16 protein-coding genes and 1 tRNA gene are annotated in these 18,274 nt (G+C 65.0%); 1 reads left to right on the top strand and 16 read right to left on the bottom strand.

Annotated elements, in window-relative coordinates; all coding sequences use genetic code 11:
• Window position 1: 1 nt before the first annotated feature.
• The 16 genes from DSC_RS05145 to thrS form a co-directional block, all read right to left on the bottom strand.
• Window positions 2-1,072: a glycosyltransferase gene (locus DSC_RS05145; protein WP_043290420.1), complete on the bottom strand. Its 1,071-nt coding sequence runs from the start codon at window positions 1,070-1,072 to the stop codon at window positions 2-4.
• On the bottom strand, window positions 1,042-2,166 hold the full coding sequence (locus DSC_RS05140; protein WP_014160077.1) for a glycosyltransferase family 4 protein: 1,125 nt from the start codon (window positions 2,164-2,166) through the stop codon (window positions 1,042-1,044). The genes DSC_RS05145 and DSC_RS05140 overlap by 31 nt, the downstream gene beginning before the upstream one ends.
• 34 nt (window positions 2,167-2,200) lie before the next feature.
• A complete protein-coding gene (locus DSC_RS16525) occupies window positions 2,201-3,232 on the bottom strand; it encodes an acyltransferase family protein (protein ID WP_014160076.1) in 1,032 nt (343 codons plus the stop codon).
• Between the two features lie 3 nt (window positions 3,233-3,235).
• A complete protein-coding gene (locus DSC_RS16520; protein ID WP_425476602.1) occupies window positions 3,236-4,489 on the bottom strand; it encodes a polysaccharide biosynthesis protein GumE in 1,254 nt (417 codons plus the stop codon).
• A 93-nt stretch (window positions 4,490-4,582) separates the two neighbouring features.
• The gene (locus tag DSC_RS05125; RefSeq protein ID WP_043290419.1) at window positions 4,583-6,043 is read right to left on the bottom strand and encodes an undecaprenyl-phosphate glucose phosphotransferase; all 1,461 of its coding nucleotides are present in this window, start codon (window positions 6,041-6,043) and stop codon (window positions 4,583-4,585) included.
• 301 nt (window positions 6,044-6,344) lie between these two features.
• The gene (locus DSC_RS05120; RefSeq protein ID WP_043290418.1) at window positions 6,345-7,754 is read right to left on the bottom strand and encodes a GumC family protein; all 1,410 of its coding nucleotides are present in this window, start codon (window positions 7,752-7,754) and stop codon (window positions 6,345-6,347) included.
• Entirely contained in the window at window positions 7,751-8,455 is a 705-nt protein-coding gene (locus DSC_RS05115) for a polysaccharide biosynthesis/export family protein (RefSeq protein WP_014160072.1), read from the bottom strand. The genes DSC_RS05120 and DSC_RS05115 overlap by 4 nt, the downstream gene beginning before the upstream one ends.
• Before the next feature lie 508 nt (window positions 8,456-8,963).
• Window positions 8,964-9,040 (bottom strand) — tRNA-Pro (locus tag DSC_RS05110).
• Window positions 9,041-9,165: 125 nt separating this feature from the next.
• The gene (locus tag DSC_RS05105; RefSeq protein WP_014160071.1) at window positions 9,166-9,522 is read right to left on the bottom strand and encodes a MerR family transcriptional regulator; all 357 of its coding nucleotides are present in this window, start codon (window positions 9,520-9,522) and stop codon (window positions 9,166-9,168) included.
• A complete protein-coding gene (locus tag DSC_RS05100) occupies window positions 9,515-9,820 on the bottom strand; it encodes an integration host factor subunit alpha (RefSeq protein WP_014160070.1) in 306 nt (101 codons plus the stop codon). Before DSC_RS05100 ends, DSC_RS05105 begins: the two co-directional genes overlap by 8 nt.
• A 16-nt stretch (window positions 9,821-9,836) precedes the next feature.
• Window positions 9,837-12,215 (bottom strand): phenylalanine--tRNA ligase subunit beta, encoded by a 2,379-nt coding sequence (pheT, locus tag DSC_RS05095; RefSeq protein ID WP_014160069.1) that lies wholly within the window; start codon window positions 12,213-12,215, stop codon window positions 9,837-9,839.
• A 145-nt stretch (window positions 12,216-12,360) separates the two neighbouring features.
• Window positions 12,361-13,356: a phenylalanine--tRNA ligase subunit alpha gene (gene pheS / locus DSC_RS05090; protein ID WP_014160068.1), complete on the bottom strand. Its 996-nt coding sequence runs from the start codon at window positions 13,354-13,356 to the stop codon at window positions 12,361-12,363.
• Window positions 13,357-13,695: 339 nt separating this feature from the next.
• The gene (rplT, locus tag DSC_RS05085; protein ID WP_014160067.1) at window positions 13,696-14,055 is read right to left on the bottom strand and encodes a 50S ribosomal protein L20; all 360 of its coding nucleotides are present in this window, start codon (window positions 14,053-14,055) and stop codon (window positions 13,696-13,698) included.
• Between the two features lie 11 nt (window positions 14,056-14,066).
• Window positions 14,067-14,264, bottom strand: coding sequence for a 50S ribosomal protein L35 (gene rpmI / locus DSC_RS05080; RefSeq protein ID WP_014160066.1), 198 nt, complete (start codon window positions 14,262-14,264; stop codon window positions 14,067-14,069).
• Between the two features lie 292 nt (window positions 14,265-14,556).
• Complete coding sequence (gene infC, locus DSC_RS05075) at window positions 14,557-15,084, bottom strand: translation initiation factor IF-3 (protein ID WP_083833476.1); 528 nt, start codon at window positions 15,082-15,084, stop codon at window positions 14,557-14,559.
• A gap of 54 nt (window positions 15,085-15,138) precedes the next feature.
• On the bottom strand, window positions 15,139-17,043 hold the full coding sequence (thrS, locus tag DSC_RS05070; RefSeq protein WP_014160064.1) for a threonine--tRNA ligase: 1,905 nt from the start codon (window positions 17,041-17,043) through the stop codon (window positions 15,139-15,141).
• 319 nt (window positions 17,044-17,362) lie between these two features.
• Between thrS and DSC_RS05065 the strand changes: the two genes are divergently transcribed.
• Window positions 17,363-18,271, top strand: coding sequence for an acyl-CoA thioesterase (locus DSC_RS05065; protein ID WP_014160063.1), 909 nt, complete (start codon window positions 17,363-17,365; stop codon window positions 18,269-18,271).
• The last annotated feature ends 3 nt before the right edge of the window (window positions 18,272-18,274 follow it).

Genomic DNA, 18,274 nt, shown 5'->3' with positions numbered 1-18,274 from the left:
CTCACCGGTCCCTGCCAACGGGCGCGGCGCGATCTTCCTGACCTTGGCCACGGCCTCGCCCGCGCCGCTGATCGATGGCTGCCATATAGCTGCGGTAGTGCTGTTCGCCAACCCGGTCCCAGTCGCGCAGCGACAGGTCCGGATCGGCCTGGCGGTGCGCGGCGCGCGCGCGGCGCAGGCCCTCTTCAACCACCTGCGCGGTCAACTGGCCTTCGTACATGAAGACCCAGCCCGGGCCAACCTCATCGGCGAGGGCCACGTTGTTGGGCGTGCGCGGCACCAGCACCGGGCGCGACAGCGACAGGCTCAGCAACAGTGTGCCGGAGTTGTGCATTTCCCGGTACGGCAGCACGATCAGTTCGGCTTCGGAAATCTCGGCCGCCAGGGTGGGATCCTGCACGTACTGAAGCAGCGCACTGATGCGCGGATCGGCCGCGCACGCCTGCTCGACCAGCGTACGCATCTGCGCATCGGCCGGGTTGCCGGCGATGCGCAAGGTGCAGCCGGGTTCACGCACCTCGGCCATCGCCTTGATCAGGACTTCGACGCCCTTGTACGGGCGGATCAGGCCGAAATGCAACAGGCGCCCGGGCACTTGCACGGGCTTGGCGAAGCCGGCGTACCAGTGGCGATAGTGGCCATGCAGCGCGGTGTCGGTGCCCGGTGCGCGCAGTTCGGTGGTGGCGTTGATGCGGATCCAGCGCGTGGTCAGCCGATCCATCCACCGCAGCAGCAGCGTCTCGAACCGGCCGCCGCCTTCATGTGGCTCCAGGTTGTGCATGGTCCTGACCACCGGCGTGCGCAGCACCTGCCAGCGCAGCAACAGCAAGGCCACCGCGCACTGACGCAGCAGCCGCCCCAACGCGCTCGGGTGCCGCATCATGTATTCGGGCCAGTGCAGGTGCACCACGTCATAGCGGGTCAACAGGGCATTGCGCAGCGACCAGTAACGAAGGTGCACCATCGGCTCCAGCGCGCGGAACAACTGCACCAGATAGGGATTGGTCGTGGGCGTGGGCCGATCGACTTGTTGCAGCACGGTCAGCACGGGCGCACCAGCGCAGCGTGATATTCATCCACGTAGCGGCCCACCACGTGCTTCCAGTCATAGCGCTCCACATAGGCCATCGCGGCAGCCCGGCGAGCGGCATAGACCTCGTCGGATACCGCGGCCTGTGCCTGGGCGGCGTCGGCGGCCGCCTCGGCATGGGCCGCCTCGACCACCACGCCCAGTCCGGACTCCTGATGCAGCCGCGCGAAGGGCGGGATGTTGCTCAACACCGGCAGCAGGCCGGCGCTCATCGCCTCGACCGGCGCGATGCCGAAGCCCTCGTGCCGAGACAGACACACGAAATACTGCGCCTTGCCCAGCAGAGTGGCCAGTTCAGACTGCGTAGGCGAAACCACGATCTCGACCTGGCCCTGCAGTCCACGCGTGGCGATCTCGCGCGTCAGGTCTTGGCGGGTGAGATCGTACTCGCGCCCGGCGACGATCAGCGACCACCGCAAGTCGCGGCGGCGCAGGGCGGCGAACAGGTCCAGGGTTTCCAGCAACCCCTTGTTGACCGACCAGCGCCCGAAATAGATCAACGTCCGGCCATTGGCCGCACTGCCGCGCCCGGCAAACTTGGTGACATCCACGCCGTTCTCTATCACCCGCAGGCGCTGCGCCGAGACCACCCGGGAAAACAGATCGCCATCGTTTTCGCTGGTGGCCACCACGCGTTTGTAGGCCAGCGCGGAGGTGCGGGTGAGCGTGTTGAACCACAGCCGCTTGAGCCTGGATGCATAAGCGGTGTGGAAGAACCCGCCGTGCGTGGACACGATCATCGGCTTGCGATGCACCGCAGCGGTCATGGCCAGGTAGTCGTAGAAGAAGTCGATGCCATGCACATGTACCACGTCGGCACCGTTGATGGCCTTCAGCACGCCCGGCGTCAATGGATAACGCGACGAACCGTGCCAGGGCAGGCGCCTGACCGGCAGCCCGCCGTGCTGTGCTGAAGGCGCCAGCCGCAGTTCGGGCTGGGAGAAGACCCGGTCCAGCGTCACCACTTCCACCTCGTCGGTGCTGCTGGCTTGATGATGGCGCGCCACGTTCAGCACGACCTCCTCCATGCCGCCGACCGAAGGATGGAACTGACGCACCACGTGGACCACTTTCATACAGACACCTTGTTGCAGGACATCGCCAGCCGGCTTATCGGCCACCTGCACGTGACAGGCCGATGGCCCAGGGCGCGATGCGCACGAACACCCAACGCATCGGCAAGGCCAGGCCCATGGCCACCAGGGAGACCAGCAGCGCCCATCCCGGGCCGGGCTTGTTCTGTTCCGAATACAGCCCCGCCAGCGACGCCACACCGGAAAGCACGAAGAACACCAGGATATGCGTGCACAGGATCAACAGCGTATTGCGCCCGATCCACTGCAGGACCGAAGCCTGCGCCACCAGCCTGGCGACGAACAACGTCAGCAAGGTCCCCAGGATGGCGTTGACGAAGAACAGCCCCACCGACTGGCCGAACTCCAGCGCATTGACATCCACCCGCCCGTTGCGCAATGCCAGCACCATCCACGGCACGACCAGCACCAGCGTGAAAATGACGTTGAGCCAGGCCTCCTTCGGGAGCAGGCTCCGCGAGGCCATCCAGGCGCCCAGTGCGTAGAACGCCAGCGCGATCGGCATCACGTCCAGGCCGAATGGCAGGCGTACGCCAAGCGGAGGGAACACCAGAATCCACAGTGCAGCCACCGGCATCGACAGCAGGACCAGCAAGCCGGCCGGCACGCGCCGGAGCATGATGGCCGCCAAGGTGGTGACGAACAGCACCGGCAGGAACCACAGCACCGGATTGACGTACAGATCCGGTCCTATGCCGCTGACCAACCCCTTCAACGGATCCCACCAGGGCAGTGCGCCCCAACGCGCAGCCTTTTCGCCAACGTGGCGGGTCACCAGCCAGTACCCATAGCCCAGCAGATAGAACACCACGTACGGCAGCAGCAGCGTGCGCGCCAGTCGAAGCGCCGTCTCGCCCAGGCCGCGCGCGGTGCCATGCGCGCGCGACACCCAGCCGGACAGCACGAAGAACAGCGGCACGTGGAAGCTGTAGACCAGGATGGTGAACAGGTGCGGGATGCCGCGCGCGTGCCCCATCACGACCAGCATGATCGCAAGTGCCTTGGCTGCATCGATTCGTAGATCGCGCGCAGCCAGATCGCTGCTCATGGTTCAAGGAGTTCCGGCCGTCGTTGTTTCCGCGCGGGTGGCGCGGCCAACGGGCAATGCCGCCTCATCAAAAGAACGCCCAGCCAACAGCGAGGGATGCGAGAACCATGCGCCCTTGGGCAATTGCCACATCGCGCCCAGCACGAAGTACCAGAGCGCCGCCGACTTCACCGAGAACAGGCTGTTGGAGACTAGCAGACCCGTGGCAAAGGCCAGCATGAAGAAATTCTTGAAGGCCTGGCCATCCTCGGTGGGCATCTCCAGCCCGAACGAGTACGCCAGCAGGAAAGCGCCCACCACCATGATCGACTGCGAGGCGATGAAGTACGCGATACCGCTGTCGGCGTACCTGTACGGCACGTCGAAATCCAGGCCCAGCCAGGCCTCGGCTGTCATGTCACGCAGCGCGGCCACCGTCAGATAGACACGGCCCAGGGTGGTGTCGTCATAGGCTTCCACGCCCATCACCCAGATCAATGCAGCCGCCGCCAGGATCACCAGGGGCATGATCAGGAAGGACAGGCGCTGGTCGAGCTTCCTTAAAAAAGGCGCGCCCAACAGCAACAGAAAGCTTGTCCCGGCCGCAAGCCGGCCGTCGGAGGCCACGATCAGGAACAACAGCAAGCCAACCGAAAAGATGATCCGTTTTGGCCCGAACGATCGCCAGAACACCAGCAGGATCGCGCAGAAGAACACCAGGTAATTGCCCGTAGTGACCGGCTCGACGAAGATGGACGAAGCACGCGGCAGGTTACTGCCGGCCAGGAAGTTGCGCTCGCCAGGACGGGTGGCGCTGACGAACAGGTTGCTGTCCTGGTTCCAGAAGCCACCCTCGTCGACGCCACGGGTGTTGACGTAATAGCTTTTCGGATTGACCACGTCTCCGTAGACCTCGGGCACGGCGAGTTCAACCGCGGCGACCAGCGCCACGATCACGCTCATGCGCAGGAACAGCCGCGGCAGCGAGCCGCCATAGGCCGCGCCAAGCACCAGGAAGGCAAAGGGGATGATCGCATCGCGGATGAACTTGGCATCGACCCGCCATTCCACCACGTAGCGAAACAGCATTACCGCCGCAATCAGGCCAATGCCCACCAGCACCGCGGCGATCTTCTCGCGCTGCAGCGTCCAGATCCCAAGGCCAAAGCAGCCCGCATAGATCACCAGCTCTGCCGCGTAGGTCATGGCCGGAGTCACGGCGAACAGCTGGGCGTTGATGATCGCCAGCAGAAAGTTGTAGCCAATCGCGAACAGCAACAGCAATTCAATCAGGACGTCACGCAGGCGGTGTCTGGCCTGGGCTCGCGTCCCGTGCTGGACCAATGCCTCATGGGGAACCGCGGCCATAAGTCAGTACGCGGTCTTCTGGCCGAGCACGCGGAACGCGGTCAACACGATGATCTTGCAGTCCAGCCACAGCGACCAGCGGCGTATGTAATCCAGATCGTATTGCACGCGCTTTTTCATCGTCCGCAACTCCGGGGTCTCACCACGGAATCCATTGACCTGCGCCCAGCCGGTGATGCCCGGCTTCACGTAATGGCGCTGCATGTAATGATTGATCAGCTTTTCGTAATGGCTGTTGTGCTGAGCTGCATGCGGACGCGGGCCGACAATGGACATGCTACCGCCCAGGACATTGAATATCTGGGGCAGCTCATCCAGGCTGGTGCGGCGCAAAAAAGCGCCAAACCGCGTGATGCGCGCGTCGCCGCGCGTAGCCTGCTTGACCTCGACCTGGCCTTCCTGGTGCACATACATCGAGCGGAACTTGAGCATGTGGAACTCGCGCCCGCCCAGGCCATGGCGCTTCTGCCGGAAGAACACCGGGCCCGGCGAGCTGAGCTTCACGCCGATGGCGATGGCCAGCAGCAGCGGCCACAGCACCAGCAGCGCCGCAACCGCGACCAGCTTGTCCTGCAGGGCCTTGGCCACCACGAAGTAGTTGTCACGATCCACGCCGCCCTGGCGCAGGTTGATGACCGGCACATTGCCGATCTGCTCGCCCTGCTGGTTGAGGAGGCCAAAATCGAACAGATCAGGCACCAGCTTGACCGTGATGGGGAAGCGATCCAGCACCTGCAGCAGGCTCTTGATCCGGTCACGATCGCCAAGCGGCATGGAGATCCACACCTGTTCGACCGTGTTTTCCTGCAGGTAGCGCTCCAGCTCTTCGGGCGCGGAGATCCCGAGACACGGCAACCTGCTCGACGCGGCACTGGGTACCATGTCGTAGCGACTCTGGAAATAACCCACGATCTGCAGCCCGACCCAGCTGTTGCGCAAGAGGTACTTCTGCAGCTTGAACACCGGCGTGCGCAGACCGATCACCACCACGCGCTGCACGTCCAGGCCAGTGCTGCGCAGCATGTTCAGGCAGTTGCGCAGCAGGGTGCGCGATAACACCAGCGCGGCGAAACCACCGACGTACCACGTCCCGAGCCAGGCCCGTGAGACATATTGGCCCATCTGCACGATCAGCGCGTGCACCGCGAATAGCGCGAACACGCCGGTCCAAGCCAGGCCCAGCACCATGCACTCGCGCAACAGCCCACGTCCGCGCCAGCTGCGATACAGGGGAAACGCGCTGAAGCAGATCACCGCGTAGAGCAGCGTGGTGCCGATGACCACGCGATAGCCAGCCGTCGGCAGCCAGGTGTCAAACCTGAGGCGATAGGCCACGATCGCCGCGGCGACCACCACCACGATATCCGAGACGCGCAGGACGACGTCAGCCGCAGCGGAATATTTTGAAAGCAGTCGCGGCGATGAGGTGGTCTGCGTACCGCCACTTAGATCAGCCAGGAGCATGGTGTCCTCCGGTCCCGGTTCATCACTGGCAAAACGCGGGGGATCGTTTTGCCGGAAGAATCCAAAAATTGTCCGCTGCCCGACCGCTGCGCAATGCGCTCATGCGCATTGGCCCCGTGGTCGACGGCGGCACCGTTGTGACATACAAACTTGAGCTGCATCCAACCACGCTGTCCCCTAATCGGTCTGGAACAAGCGCCTGCTGCGATGCAACAATCGCACGAAAAAGCCTGTTGTTCTGTGCACCAACGCACGTTCACAGTCGCGATTCACGCCTTGGTGCAAAGCGTGAACGCTCTGCTCACACCCGATGCGCGCGGCGTACCGAGCCAACCAAGTGCAGCATCAGAGCCAGCACCAAGCCGAGGAACACTCCAAACACCGCGCCCAGCGCCAGATTGATCGGCAGGCGCGGTGAGTAAGGCGCGCCGGGCACTTCCGCCGGGTCGATGACCGAGACGTTATTGGCGCCGACATTGCCCGCCACCCCGATCTCCTTGAAACGCTGCAACAGCGCGTCATACAGTTGGCGATTGGTATCCACATCACGCTTGAGCATGTTGTAGCGGATGCTTCGCTCTTCCAGGTCCAGCTGGTCATGCTTGAGCGAACTGATGCGCTGCTCGGTCAGCTGTTCCTGTTGCGCAGCCATGTCGTACTGCGACCTCAATGACGCCCTGATGACGCCCACTTCGCGCCGGATCTGTGCATTGCCAGCATCGATGCGGCTCTTCAACCGCAGCATCTCCGGATAGTCGGGCTTGTAGGTGGCCAGTTTCTGGTTGTACTCGGCCTCCATCTGCGACTGTGCTTCGCGCAAGTTCTGGATCAGCGGGCTGGACACCACCTGCGGCAGGTTCAGGCCGTCACCGCCACGCGCCTCATTCCAGGCCGCTTCGGCCTGGATCTTCGCGCTTTGGGCGGCAGCCAGCAATCCGTTGAGCTCGCTCAGGTTCTGCGCCGGCAGCGACGGTGCGTCCTCGCCTACCGATACGATCTGCTGGTCGCCCGAGTAATCCACCAGCGCGCGCTCGGATTCCTCGACCTTGCCGCGCAGCTGCTCCAGACGTTCGGACAGGTACTTCACCGCAAAGGTGGACGCATCCAGCTGGCGCTGCAGGTTGTCGGAAATGAACGTACTGGCGTAGGCGTTGGCCACCCTCGCCGACAGCGCCGGATCAGGAGAGCTGAAGTGGATCTTGGCCAGGCGCGAGTTGCGCACCGGCTCGATCTCCAGCCCTTGGATCACAACTGCGGTCAGTGCACGTTCGGCCGCTTCCTGCTGGCGCTTCTGGATCGTGGCCTGGTCACCTTCGGCACCTTGCGCGGCCTGCGCGGCGGCCTTGTCCGCCAGCTCCTTGTAGGCCGGATGCTCGGCCAGACGCGTCTTGCGGATCACCGCCTGCGCCAGCGAGCGACTTCGCAGCAGCTCATACTGGGTTTCGTAGAAGTCGCGGTCCATCGGCGACTCGGCCGGCATCAGGTTCTCGATGTTGACCACGTTCATCGCATCGCGATTGATCTGCAGTGTCGTGGTTGCCCGGTACTGGGGCGTCGTCAGCAGGGTACCGACCAGCACGATGGCGACCACCAGGACCGTGACCCCGACGATCAGCCAGCGGCGCGAGGTGATCGCCTGCCAGTATTCGAGCAAGCTCACGTCTGGCAGCCTGGTGTGGATGTGCCCGGAAGGGCGTTCGGTCGTACTCATTGGTACGCCCTGAAGACCATCACGAAGGGGGTCAGCTCCAACACCGTTCTCAGGAGCAAGCGTGCGTCAGAGCGATAGACCACAACGATGTCGCCTCCGTAGATTTCAGGGTCGGGTGACTGACCGGTCTCGATCTGGGTCAGGTCGAAGCGGGCGATCATTTTCTGGCCGCCGATGGTGCGGAAGACCACCACGTTCCGGCGACTGGCCAGGTCGCTGACGCCTTGCGCCTCAGCCAATGCCTGCTGCAAGGTGAGCTGGGTGGCGCCCTCGAGCGGATAGTTCCCTGGCTTGGAGACCGCGCCAGAGACCGTGATGCGCTGGCTGGTAAATTCCTCGATCAGCACCGATACCTGCGGATCCTGCAGGAACTTGCCGCCGTAGGCGCGGGTGATCTCGGCCTCCAGTTCCGAGCGGGTCAGGCCGGCGGCCTTGAAGTTGCCGATCAGCGGCAACGAGATCATGCCTTCGTTGTCCACGCGGACCTGGCGCTCCAAATCCTCGATCTGGAAGACCTGGATCTGGATCAGATCGCCTGCCCCGATCCGGTACTCGGGCGCTTCCTTCACCTCACCCAACGGGTCGGGCGTGGGCAGCGAGGAGGCCATGTCGGGGACCGAGCTACAGCCGGCCAGCAAGGCCAGGCAGGCCAGGGCGAACAGGAGGAGCGGACTTCGGGGTGACGAGGCGTTGGGATCCATGAACGGTGGTCTTTACCTTTGGGTTGGGGGGAGCCCGCGGGCGCCGAGCCGTGGAACCGCGCGGATCAGGCGATTGGATCTGGAATGGTGCCAGCCACCTTGTCGTTGCCGGGGGCGATGCCCTCGGGGCGACAAAAGTGAATGCGACCCTGGATCGACTATGGCACAACCGTGCCGAGCGCTCCAGACAACAACCCAGATCCAAACCCGTGGCTCATATCAACAACAAGTGACACCGCAAAAACGCACGACGCGGACGGGCTTCCAGCAGAAGCCTTGTTTGATGCTGCCTTGCACCACTTGTAGAACGCCGGAGCCGGGCGGGACCGGACATTAATTCGTGACGAGAAACACGATTTAACCCTGACAGAACAGTTATACGCGACTCAGCAACCTCAACGGCCATTCACGATCGCACGAAGATGAGCCCGTGCTGTGCAGCGCTTGCGCGCCTGGTGACCGAAAATAAAAACGCCCGGCAAGCCGGGCTTTTCATGTCATATGCGATTGGTCGGGACGGCCGGATTTGAACCGACGACCCTCTGCCCCCCAGGCAGATGCGCTACCAGGCTGCGCTACGCCCCGACTTCGCAAAAGCGCTCCCGCCTTGCAGCGGGCCGCGCATCATACCGGATTCATCCGTTGGCGCGCACCCCTCCCTCCCTCCCGCCCAGCGCAGTGGCGATGCAAGAAGTTGAGGCCCGTGCGTTTCAGCGCCGCAGCAGCTGCAGGACTTCTTCCAGTTCCATGCGGACTTGGCGGACGATCTGGTTGCTCAGGGCCGATTCCTGCTTGGCGCCCTCGCCTTCCAGGCGTAGCCGGGCGCCACCGATGGTGTAGCCCTGCTCGTAGAGCAGCCCGCGGATCTGGCGGACCATCAGCACGTCGTGGCGCTGGTAGTAACGGCGGTTGCCGCGGCGCTTGACCGGCTCCAGGCTGGGAAATTCGGTCTCCCAGTAGCGCAGCACGTGCGGCTTGACGTCGCACAGCTCGCTGACTTCGCCGATGGTGAAGTAGCGCTTGGCCGGGATCGGCGGAAGTTCGCGGTTGCTGCCGGGGTCAAGCATTGCGGTCGCCTCCGGCATAGGCTTCGACGCGTTCCTTGAGCTTCTGGCCGGGGCGGAAGGTCACCACGGTGCGGGCAGAGATCGGGATTTCCTCGCCGGTCTTCGGGTTGCGGCCCGGGCGCTGGTTCTTGCGCCGCAGGTCGAAGTTGCCAAACCCGGACAGCTTGACCTGGCGCCCCTGTTCCAGGGCGTCACGCAGCACGTCGAAATACGCGTCGACGAACTCCTTGGCTTCGCGCTTGTTCAGACCGACTTCGTCGAACAGCCGCTCGGCCATTTCCGCTTTGGTCAATGCCATCGATGTCCCCTGAGCCTCAACCGCGGATGCGGGCGCCGTGTTCGCGTGCCAGGGCAGCGACCGTTTCGGCCACCACCGTTTCCACATCGCGGTCGTTCAATGTGCGCGTGTTGTCCTGCAAAATCAAGCCTATAGCCAGGCTCTTTTGCCCCGTTTCGACCCCCGGGCCGAGGTAGCGGTCGAACAGCAGCACCTGCCGCAACAGCGGTCCGGCGGCCTCGCGTACGCTCTGTTCGATCGCGGCGAACGGCACCGATTCGGCCACGGTGAAGGCCAGGTCGCGGCGCACCGAGGGGAAGCGCGACAGCTCGGCCGCCTGCGGCAGCGCGCGCTGGGTCAGTGGATCCAAGTCGATTTCGAAGCCGAGCACCGGCCCGTCCAGGTCCAGCGCCCTGTGCAGTCGCGGATGCAGCTGGCCGATCCAGCCGATCCACCGTCCATCGCGGAAGACCTCGGCCGAGCGGCCCGGATGGCCGTAGCCGCGCGCGGACTGCTGGAAGGTCAACTGGGCCGCGGATGCAGCCGCCAGGCTCTGCAGGTCGCCCTTGAGATCGTAGAAATCCACCGGACGGGCCGGCACGCCCCACTGCTCGGCCGCGGCATCACCACTGACCGCGGCGGCCACGCGCAGGGTTTCCACCGGCGCTGCGCCCTGCCCGCCAGCAGCGGCAAACACGTTGCCCAGCTCGAACAGGCGGATCCGCCCGGCCTGGCGCGCGGCGTTGCGCTGCAGTGTGGCGACCAGCCCTGGCAGCAGGCTGGTGCGCATCACGCCCAGTTCGCCGCTGAGCGGGTTGGCCAGTGGCACGGCGCCTTCGCTCAGGCCCCAGCTGTCCAGCAGCTGCGCATCGACGAAGGCGAAATTGATCGTCTCCAGCAGCTCGCGCGCGGCCAGCTGGCGGCGCACGGTGGCCGCGTCCAGTCGCGTCTCGGTCCCGGCGGCGATGCGGGTCGCTCCCCCCGGCACCGTGGCTGGAATCCGGTCGTAGCCGTGGATGCGGGCCAGTTCCTCGATCAGGTCCTCCTCGATGGCGATGTCGAAGCGGCGGCTGGGTGCCACCACCGACCAGCCTTCGGCCGTTTCGGTCAGCTCCATGCCCAGCGCACGCAGGATGCGCACGACATCGGCATCGGCGATCTGCATGCCCAGCACCCGGGACACGCGCGCGCGGCGCAGGGCGATCGGCGCCGGAGCGCGCAGATGTTCGTGCAGCGCAGCGTGCACGACCGGGCCTGGCGAACCGCCGGCCAGCTCGACGATCAGGCGCGTTGCCACTTCGATCGCCTGCGGCGCCAGCGCCGGATCGACGCCGCGTTCGTAGCGATGGGAGGCATCGGTGTGCAGGCCCAGGCGACGGCCGCGGCCGATGATCGCCGACGGCGCGAAGTACGCCGATTCCAGGAACACGTTGCCGGTGGCGTCGGTCACCTTGGTGTCCTGCCCGCCCATGATGCCGGCCAGGGCGACCGGACGGTCGGCGTCGGTGATCACCAGGAAGCCATCGTCCAGCGCCGCGGTGCGGCCGTCGAGCAGCTGCAGCGATTCGCCAGCGCGGCCCTTGCGCACGCCGATCGGCCCGGTGAGCAGGTCGCGATCGAAGGCGTGCATCGGCTGGCCCAGCTCCAGCATCACGTACTGGGTGATGTCCACCAGCAAAGAGACCGGGCGCACGCCGCTGCGGCGCAGGCGCTCGGCCAGCCAGGCCGGTGTCTGCGCAGTGGCGTCGACGCCTTCGATGATGCGACCGCAGTAGCGCGGCGCATCGGCGCCGGCGTCGAGCCTGACTTCAAGCGCGCGCTCATGCCGTGCGGCAATCGGCGTGGCATCGAACGGCACCACTTGGCTGCCGAATGCGGCGGCCACGTCGAAGGCGATGCCGCGCACGCTGAAGCAGTCGGCCCGGTTGGGCGTGAGCTTGATCTCGATGCTCGCATCGGGCAGGCCCAGGAAATCGGCGATCGGGGTGCCCAGTGGTGCATCGCTTGGCAGTTCCAGCAGACCAGACGCATCGGCGTCCACGCCCAGCTCCCTGGCCGAACACAGCATGCCGTTGGAGTCCACGCCGCGCAGCCCGGCCGCCTTGATCGCGATCCCGCCGACGTTGGCCCCGACCATCGCCAGCGGCGCGACCAGCCCCGCACGCGCATTGGGCGCGCCGCACACGATCTGCAGGTGCTCGCCAAGTCCGGCATCGACCTGGCAGACCTGCAGGCGGTCGGCCTGCGGATGTCTGGCGCAGTCGACGATGCGCGCGACGACCACCTTGTCCAGACCCTCGCCCAGCGCGGTGACCTCTTCGACCTCCAGGCCGATCGCGGTCAACGTGGCCGTGAGTTCATCGCGCGTGGCGCTGGTGGGGACGTGGCTGCGCAGCCAGTTTTCAGAGAATTTCATCGTTGGTCATCGTAGGGCGGGTCTTGACCCGCCATTGCATGTATGGGAACCGGGGTGGCGGGTCGAGACTCGCCCTAAATGCCTTGAGGTGGCGGGTCGAGACCCGCCCTACATGAATTGCCTGGGTGGCGGGTCGAGACCCGCCCTACGCAAACTGCCTGAGGAACCTGACGTCGTTCTCGAAGAACGCACGCAGGTCGCTCACCCCATAACGCAGCATCGCCAGGCGCTCCACGCCCATGCCGAAGGCAAAGCCGGTGTAGCGCTGCGGATCGATGTTCACGCTGCGCAGCACGTTCGGATGAACCATGCCGCAGCCGAGCACTTCCAGCCAGCGGGTGCTGCCATCGGGCTGCTGCCAGGCGATGTCCACTTCCGCGCCGGGTTCGACGAAGGGGAAGTAGCTGGGACGGAAGCGCATCTGGAAGTCACGTTCGAAGAACGCGCGCACGAACTCGGCCAGCGTGCCCTTCAGATCGGCGAAGGTGGAATGCTCGTCGACCAGCAGGCCTTCGACCTGGTGGAACATCGGCGAATGGGTCTGGTCGCTGTCGGAGCGATACACCTTGCCCGCGGCGATCATGCGCAGCGGCGGCGCGTGCTGCCCCATGTAGCGCACCTGCACGCCGGAGGTGTGGGTGCGCAGCAGGCGGCCATCACCGAAGTAGAAGGTGTCGTGCATCGCCCGCGCCGGGTGGTGCGGGGGGAAATTCAGCGCCTGGAAGTTGTGCCAGTCGTCCTCGATCTCCGGACCATCGGCCAGCTCGTAGCCCAGCCGGCCGAACAGGTCGGCGATCCGCTCCAGGGTGCGGGTGATCGGATGCAGGCCGCCGCGGGCGGCGTTGCGGCCCGGCAAGGTCACATCGATCGCCTCGCCGGCCAGGCGCGCGTCCAGGGCGGCGTCTTCCAGTACGGCCTTGCGCTGCGTCAGTGCCTGGGAGATCACATCGCGCGCGCGGTTGATGGATTCGCCGGCCGCCTTGCGCTGGTCGGCGGGCAAGGTGCCCAGCGTCTTGAGCTGGGCGGTGACCTGGCCGCTCTTGCCCAGCAACGCCACGCGCAGGGCTTCGACCGCATCGGGCGTCTGCGCCGATGCGATATCGGCAAGCGCCTGGGTGGTGAGGGATTCGATTTCACTCATGGGCGGTCAACCTCGAATGTGTAACGAGCTCCTCGTAGGAGCAACCGTCTTGGGTGGGAGCCGCTTCAGCGGCGATGTGGCCTTGCCGGCAAAGCCCATCGCCGCTGAAGCGGCTCCCACGATGTCCGATCCTCTGTAGGAGCGCCCTTTGTCCCCTTCCTGGGGCATGGGCGCGAGCGCTTGGCGCAACTGCAGGACTCCCAACAGCTCGCGCCCATGGGGGCGCTCCTACGGGAATGAATCCCAAAAAAATGGGGAAGGACTGGCGCCCTTCCCCATGCATGCAATGTTGTCTCCAGCCAGGCGCCGCCGACGGCGAGGCCTGCGATGGATCCACACTTATGCCGCGAGCGCGCTCTTGGCCTTTTCGGCAAGGGCCGTAAAGCTGGCGGCATCGTGCACGGCGATATCGGCCAGCACCTTGCGGTCCAGGGTGATGTTCGCCTTCAGCAGGCCGTTCATGAAGCGGCTGTAGCTCATCCCGTTCAAACGCGCGGCGGCGTTGATCCGGGTGATCCACAGCGAGCGGAAGTTGCGCTTCTTCTGCTTGCGGCCGATGTAGGCGTACTGGCCGGCCTTGATGACCGCCTGCTTGGCGACGCGGAAGACCTTGCGACGGGCGTTGTAATACCCCTTCGCACGGCTCAGGACCTTCTTGTGACGGCGACGTGCGGTCACGCCACGCTTGACTCGTGCCATGGTCTATCTCCTCAGAGGTAAGGCAACATGCGGTTCAGACGGCCGGAATCTTCGGCACGAATGATGTTCGTCGCACGAAGACCACGCTTCCGCTTGGTCGCCTTCTTGGTGAGGATGTGGCTACGGTTGGCGTGGCCAGCCTTGAACTTGCCGGATGCGGTCTTGCGAAAACGCTTCGCCGCCGCCCGGTGGGTCTTGATCTTGGGCATTGCTTGAGATCCTTGTGGAATTTCGATAACTGGCCTGGGCGGTGGCTTGCGCCACGCTTTCCGTCCTGCCCGAACCGGCTTGTAAGTCGTTGATCCAAAAGGATCAAGACGGGTTCCCTCTGGCTTTGCAGCCGCCCCGGCGTCAACCGGGCCGCGCATTATGCACGCCTGCGCTTTCCCTTGCAAATCAGCAGCTTTACGCCGGCCGGCGCAGTGGTAGACGCAAAAAGCCGGACCTGGCTGGCCCCACGTTGCGCAGCGACCCGCTCCCGCTCCCGGTGCCGGCGAAGGCTTACTGCTTCTTCTTGGGCGCGATCATCATGACCATCTGCCGGCCTTCCAGCCGCGGCCGTGATTCGATGACGATCTCCTCGCCCAGGTCATTCTCGATGCGTGCGGCCATCTCCCGGCCCAGCTCCTGGTGGCTCATCTCGCGGCCACGGAAGCGGATGTTGACCTTGACCTTGTCGCCCTCTTCCAGGAAACGGCGCATGTTGCGCAGCTTGATCTGGTAGTCGCCTTCGTCGGTGACCGGGCGGAACTTGAGTTCCTTGATCTCGACCTGCTTGGTCTTCTTCTTGGCCTCGTTGGCCTTTTTCTGGGCCTCGAACTTGAACTTGCCGAAGTCCATGATCTTGCACACCGGCGGGTCGGCCTGTGGCTGGATCTCGACCAGGTCCAGGCCTTCTTCCTCGGCCTTGGCCAGCGCTTCGTCGCGCGAAAGCACGCCGATCATCTCGCCGTCGCTGCCGATCACGCGGACCCGCGGGACGCGGATTTCCTGGTTCTTGCGGTTTTGCTTGTTGTCAGGGGTGCTGATGTTGCAGTCTCCGTGATGGGGTGGGCCGGCATCCCTCCGGTGCCGGTTCCGATGTCAGGCCAGTTGCTCAGCGCCAAGGCGCTCGGCGAAAGCCTGGATGCTCATTGTGCCCAAATCCTCGCCCGAGCGCGTACGCACGGCGAGGGCGCCATTTTCCTTCTCGCGGTCGCCGATCACCAGCAGATAGGGCACCCGCTGCAGGGTGTGCTCGCGGATCTTATAGCCGATCTTCTCGTTGCGCAAATCCGAAACCACGCGGAAGCCTTGATTCGCAAGGGTTTTCTGGACCCTATCGGCATAGTCGGCCTGGGCGTCGGTGATGTTGGCCACCACCGCCTGGACCGGGGCCAGCCAGGCCGGGAAGGCGCCGGCATGGTGCTCGATCAGGATCCCGATGAACCGCTCCATCGAGCCGACGATGGCCCGGTGCAGCATGACCGGGTGCTTTTTCTGGCTGTTTTCGTCCACGTACTCGGCGCCCAGGCGGGCGGGCATCATGAAATCCACCTGCATCGTGCCCAGCTGCCAGGTCCGGCCGATGGCGTCCTTGAGGTGGTACTCGATCTTGGGGCCGTAGAAGGCGCCCTCACCCGCCAATTCGTCCCATTCCACGCCGCACGCGCTCAACGCAGCGCGCAGGGCAGCCTCGGCCTTGTCCCAGGTGGCGTCGTCGCCCAGGCGCTTTTCCGGGCGCAGGGCGATCTTGATCTGGACGTCTTCGAAACCGAAATCCCCGTAGACCTTCAGCGCCTGGCGGTGGAAGGCGGTGACCTCGGCTTCGATCTGTTCCTCGGTGCAGAAGATGTGGCCGTCGTCCTGGGTGAAGCCGCGCACGCGCAGGATGCCGTGCAGCGCGCCCGAAGGCTCGTTGCGGTGGCAGGCGCCGAATTCGCCGTAGCGGATCGGCAGGTCGCGATAGCTGTGCAGGCCCTGGTTGAACACCTGGACATGGCCCGGGCAGTTCATCGGCTTGACCGCGTAGGTGCGCTTCTCCGACTCGGTGAAGAACATGTTGTCCTGGTAGTTGTCCCAGTGGCCGGACTGCTTCCACAGCGACACGTCCAGGATCTGCGGGCAACGCACTTCGCCGTAGCCGCTCTGACGGTAGACCTTGCGCATGTACTGCTCGACCACCTGCCAGATCGCCCAGCCCTTGGGATGCCAGAACACCAGGCCCGGACCTTCTTCCTGCAGGTGGAACAGGCCCTGCTGCTTGCCGATCCTGCGATGGTCGCGCTTGTCGGCCTCTTCCATGCGCAGGATGTAGGCATCGAGCTGCTTCCTGTCGGCCCAGGCGGTGCCGTAGATGCGCTGCAGCTGCTCGTTGCTGGCATCGCCGCGCCAGTAGGCGCCGGAGATGCGCGTGAGCTTGAACGCCTTCAAAAAGCGCGTGTTGGGCACGTGCGGGCCGCGGCACATGTCCACGTATTCCTGGTGGTAGTACAGGCCCATGGCCTGGATGTCCTCGGGAATGTCCTCGATCAGGCGCAGCTTGTAGTCCTCGCCACGGGCCTTGAAGGTTTCGATGACTTGCGCGCGCGGGGTCATCTTCTTGATCACGTCGTAGTCCTGCGCGATCAGTTCGGCCATCCGCGCCTCGATCGCAGCCATGTCCTCGGGCGTGAACGGGCGCTCGGAGTAGATGTCGTAGTAAAAACCCTCGGCGATCACCGGGCCGATCACCATCTTCACGTCCGGATACAGCTGCTTGACCGCGTGGCCGAGCAGGTGCGCACACGAGTGGCGGATGATCTCCAGGCCCTGTTCGTCCCTGGGCGTGATGATGCGCAGGGTTGCGTCGTGGTCGATGATGTCGCTGGCGTCGACCAGGGTGCCGTCCACGGCGCCGGCGATGGTGGCCTTGGCCAGGCCGGCGCCGATCGACTGGGCGACCTGCAGGACCGAAACGGGGGCTTCGAACTGGCGACGGCTGCCGTCGGGGAGGGTGATGGTGATCATGGGTCCTGAAAGCTCGTGGGCCGTGGCCCGAGCGCGCCGGGCAACAGTGAAATGCAGGGATACAAGGACTGGAAACGGCAAAGGCGCCACATCGGCGCCTTTGCAGGTGGCCATGCGGGCTGGGGCGGCGTCAGACGTTGATAGTGCTCATGTCGCACGCTCGGCCGGCGCGGGTGCGCGAGCCACCTGTTCCTATTGAAAGCCAAGGCCGGCATGGTAGCGCAAAGCCTGCATCGCCACGCAAGGGCGCAGGCGCAGGCGCAGCGGGCGCGGCGGCTATAATACGATGTCATTTCTCCCCCTCAGCCACAGCCCGCCCATGCCCAACAAACCCCTCGTCGCCGAACTGATCGAACTGCTGGCGCTGGAGCGCCTGGAGGAGAACCTGTTCCGCGGTCAGAGCCGTGACATCGGCTCCAAGGCGGTGTTTGGCGGCCAGGTCCTGGGCCAGGCACTGTCGGCCGCGCAGGCCACGGTGGATCCGGATTCCCGGCGGCGCGCGCATTCGCTGCATGCCTACTTCCTGCGCGCCGGCGACGTCCAGGCGCCGATCATCTACGACGTGGACCGCACCCGCGACGGCGGCAGTTTTTCGGTGCGCCGGGTCAGCGCGATCCAGCACGGCAAGGTGATCTTCTTCTGCGCCGCTTCGTTCCAGGGCGACGAGGACGGGGTGGAACACCAGGCGCAGATGCCCGAGGTGCCGGCACCGGAGGACATCGCCGAACCGCCCCCGGTGCCGCCGGAGGTGATGGCGACGCTTCCGGTCAAGATGCAGCGCTGGCTCAGCCGGGAGTTGCCGTTCGAGTTCCGCTACGTGCAGCCACGCAACGAACTGAATCCGCAGCCCTTGCCGCCGCGCGAGCGGTTCTGGTTCCGCCTGACCGAAAAAATCGGCGATTCGCCGGAACTGCACCGCACCCTGCTGGCCTATGCCTCGGACTACCAGCTGCTGGGCGCGGCCAATTTCCCGCACGGCATCAGCTACTACCAGCCGAACGTGCAGATGGCCTCGCTCGACCACGCGCTGTGGTTCCACCGCCCGTTTCGCGCCGACGACTGGCTGCTGTATGCCATCGACAGTCCCACCGCCCAGAATTCGCGCGGCATGGCCCGCGGCCTGATCTTCGACTGCGCCGGCCGGCTGGTCGCCAGCGCTGCGCAGGAAGGCCTGATCCGGGTGGTCCCCACCGCCAGCGACGTGGCCCACGTGCCTGCCAGGGAGTAGGCG

It is taken from the genome of Pseudoxanthomonas spadix BD-a59 (assembly GCF_000233915.3).
Lineage (GTDB): Bacteria > Pseudomonadota > Gammaproteobacteria > Xanthomonadales > Xanthomonadaceae > Pseudoxanthomonas_A > Pseudoxanthomonas_A spadix.
Note: the sequence above shows the minus strand (reverse complement) of the source record. Positions and strands in the feature narration are given on the sequence as shown.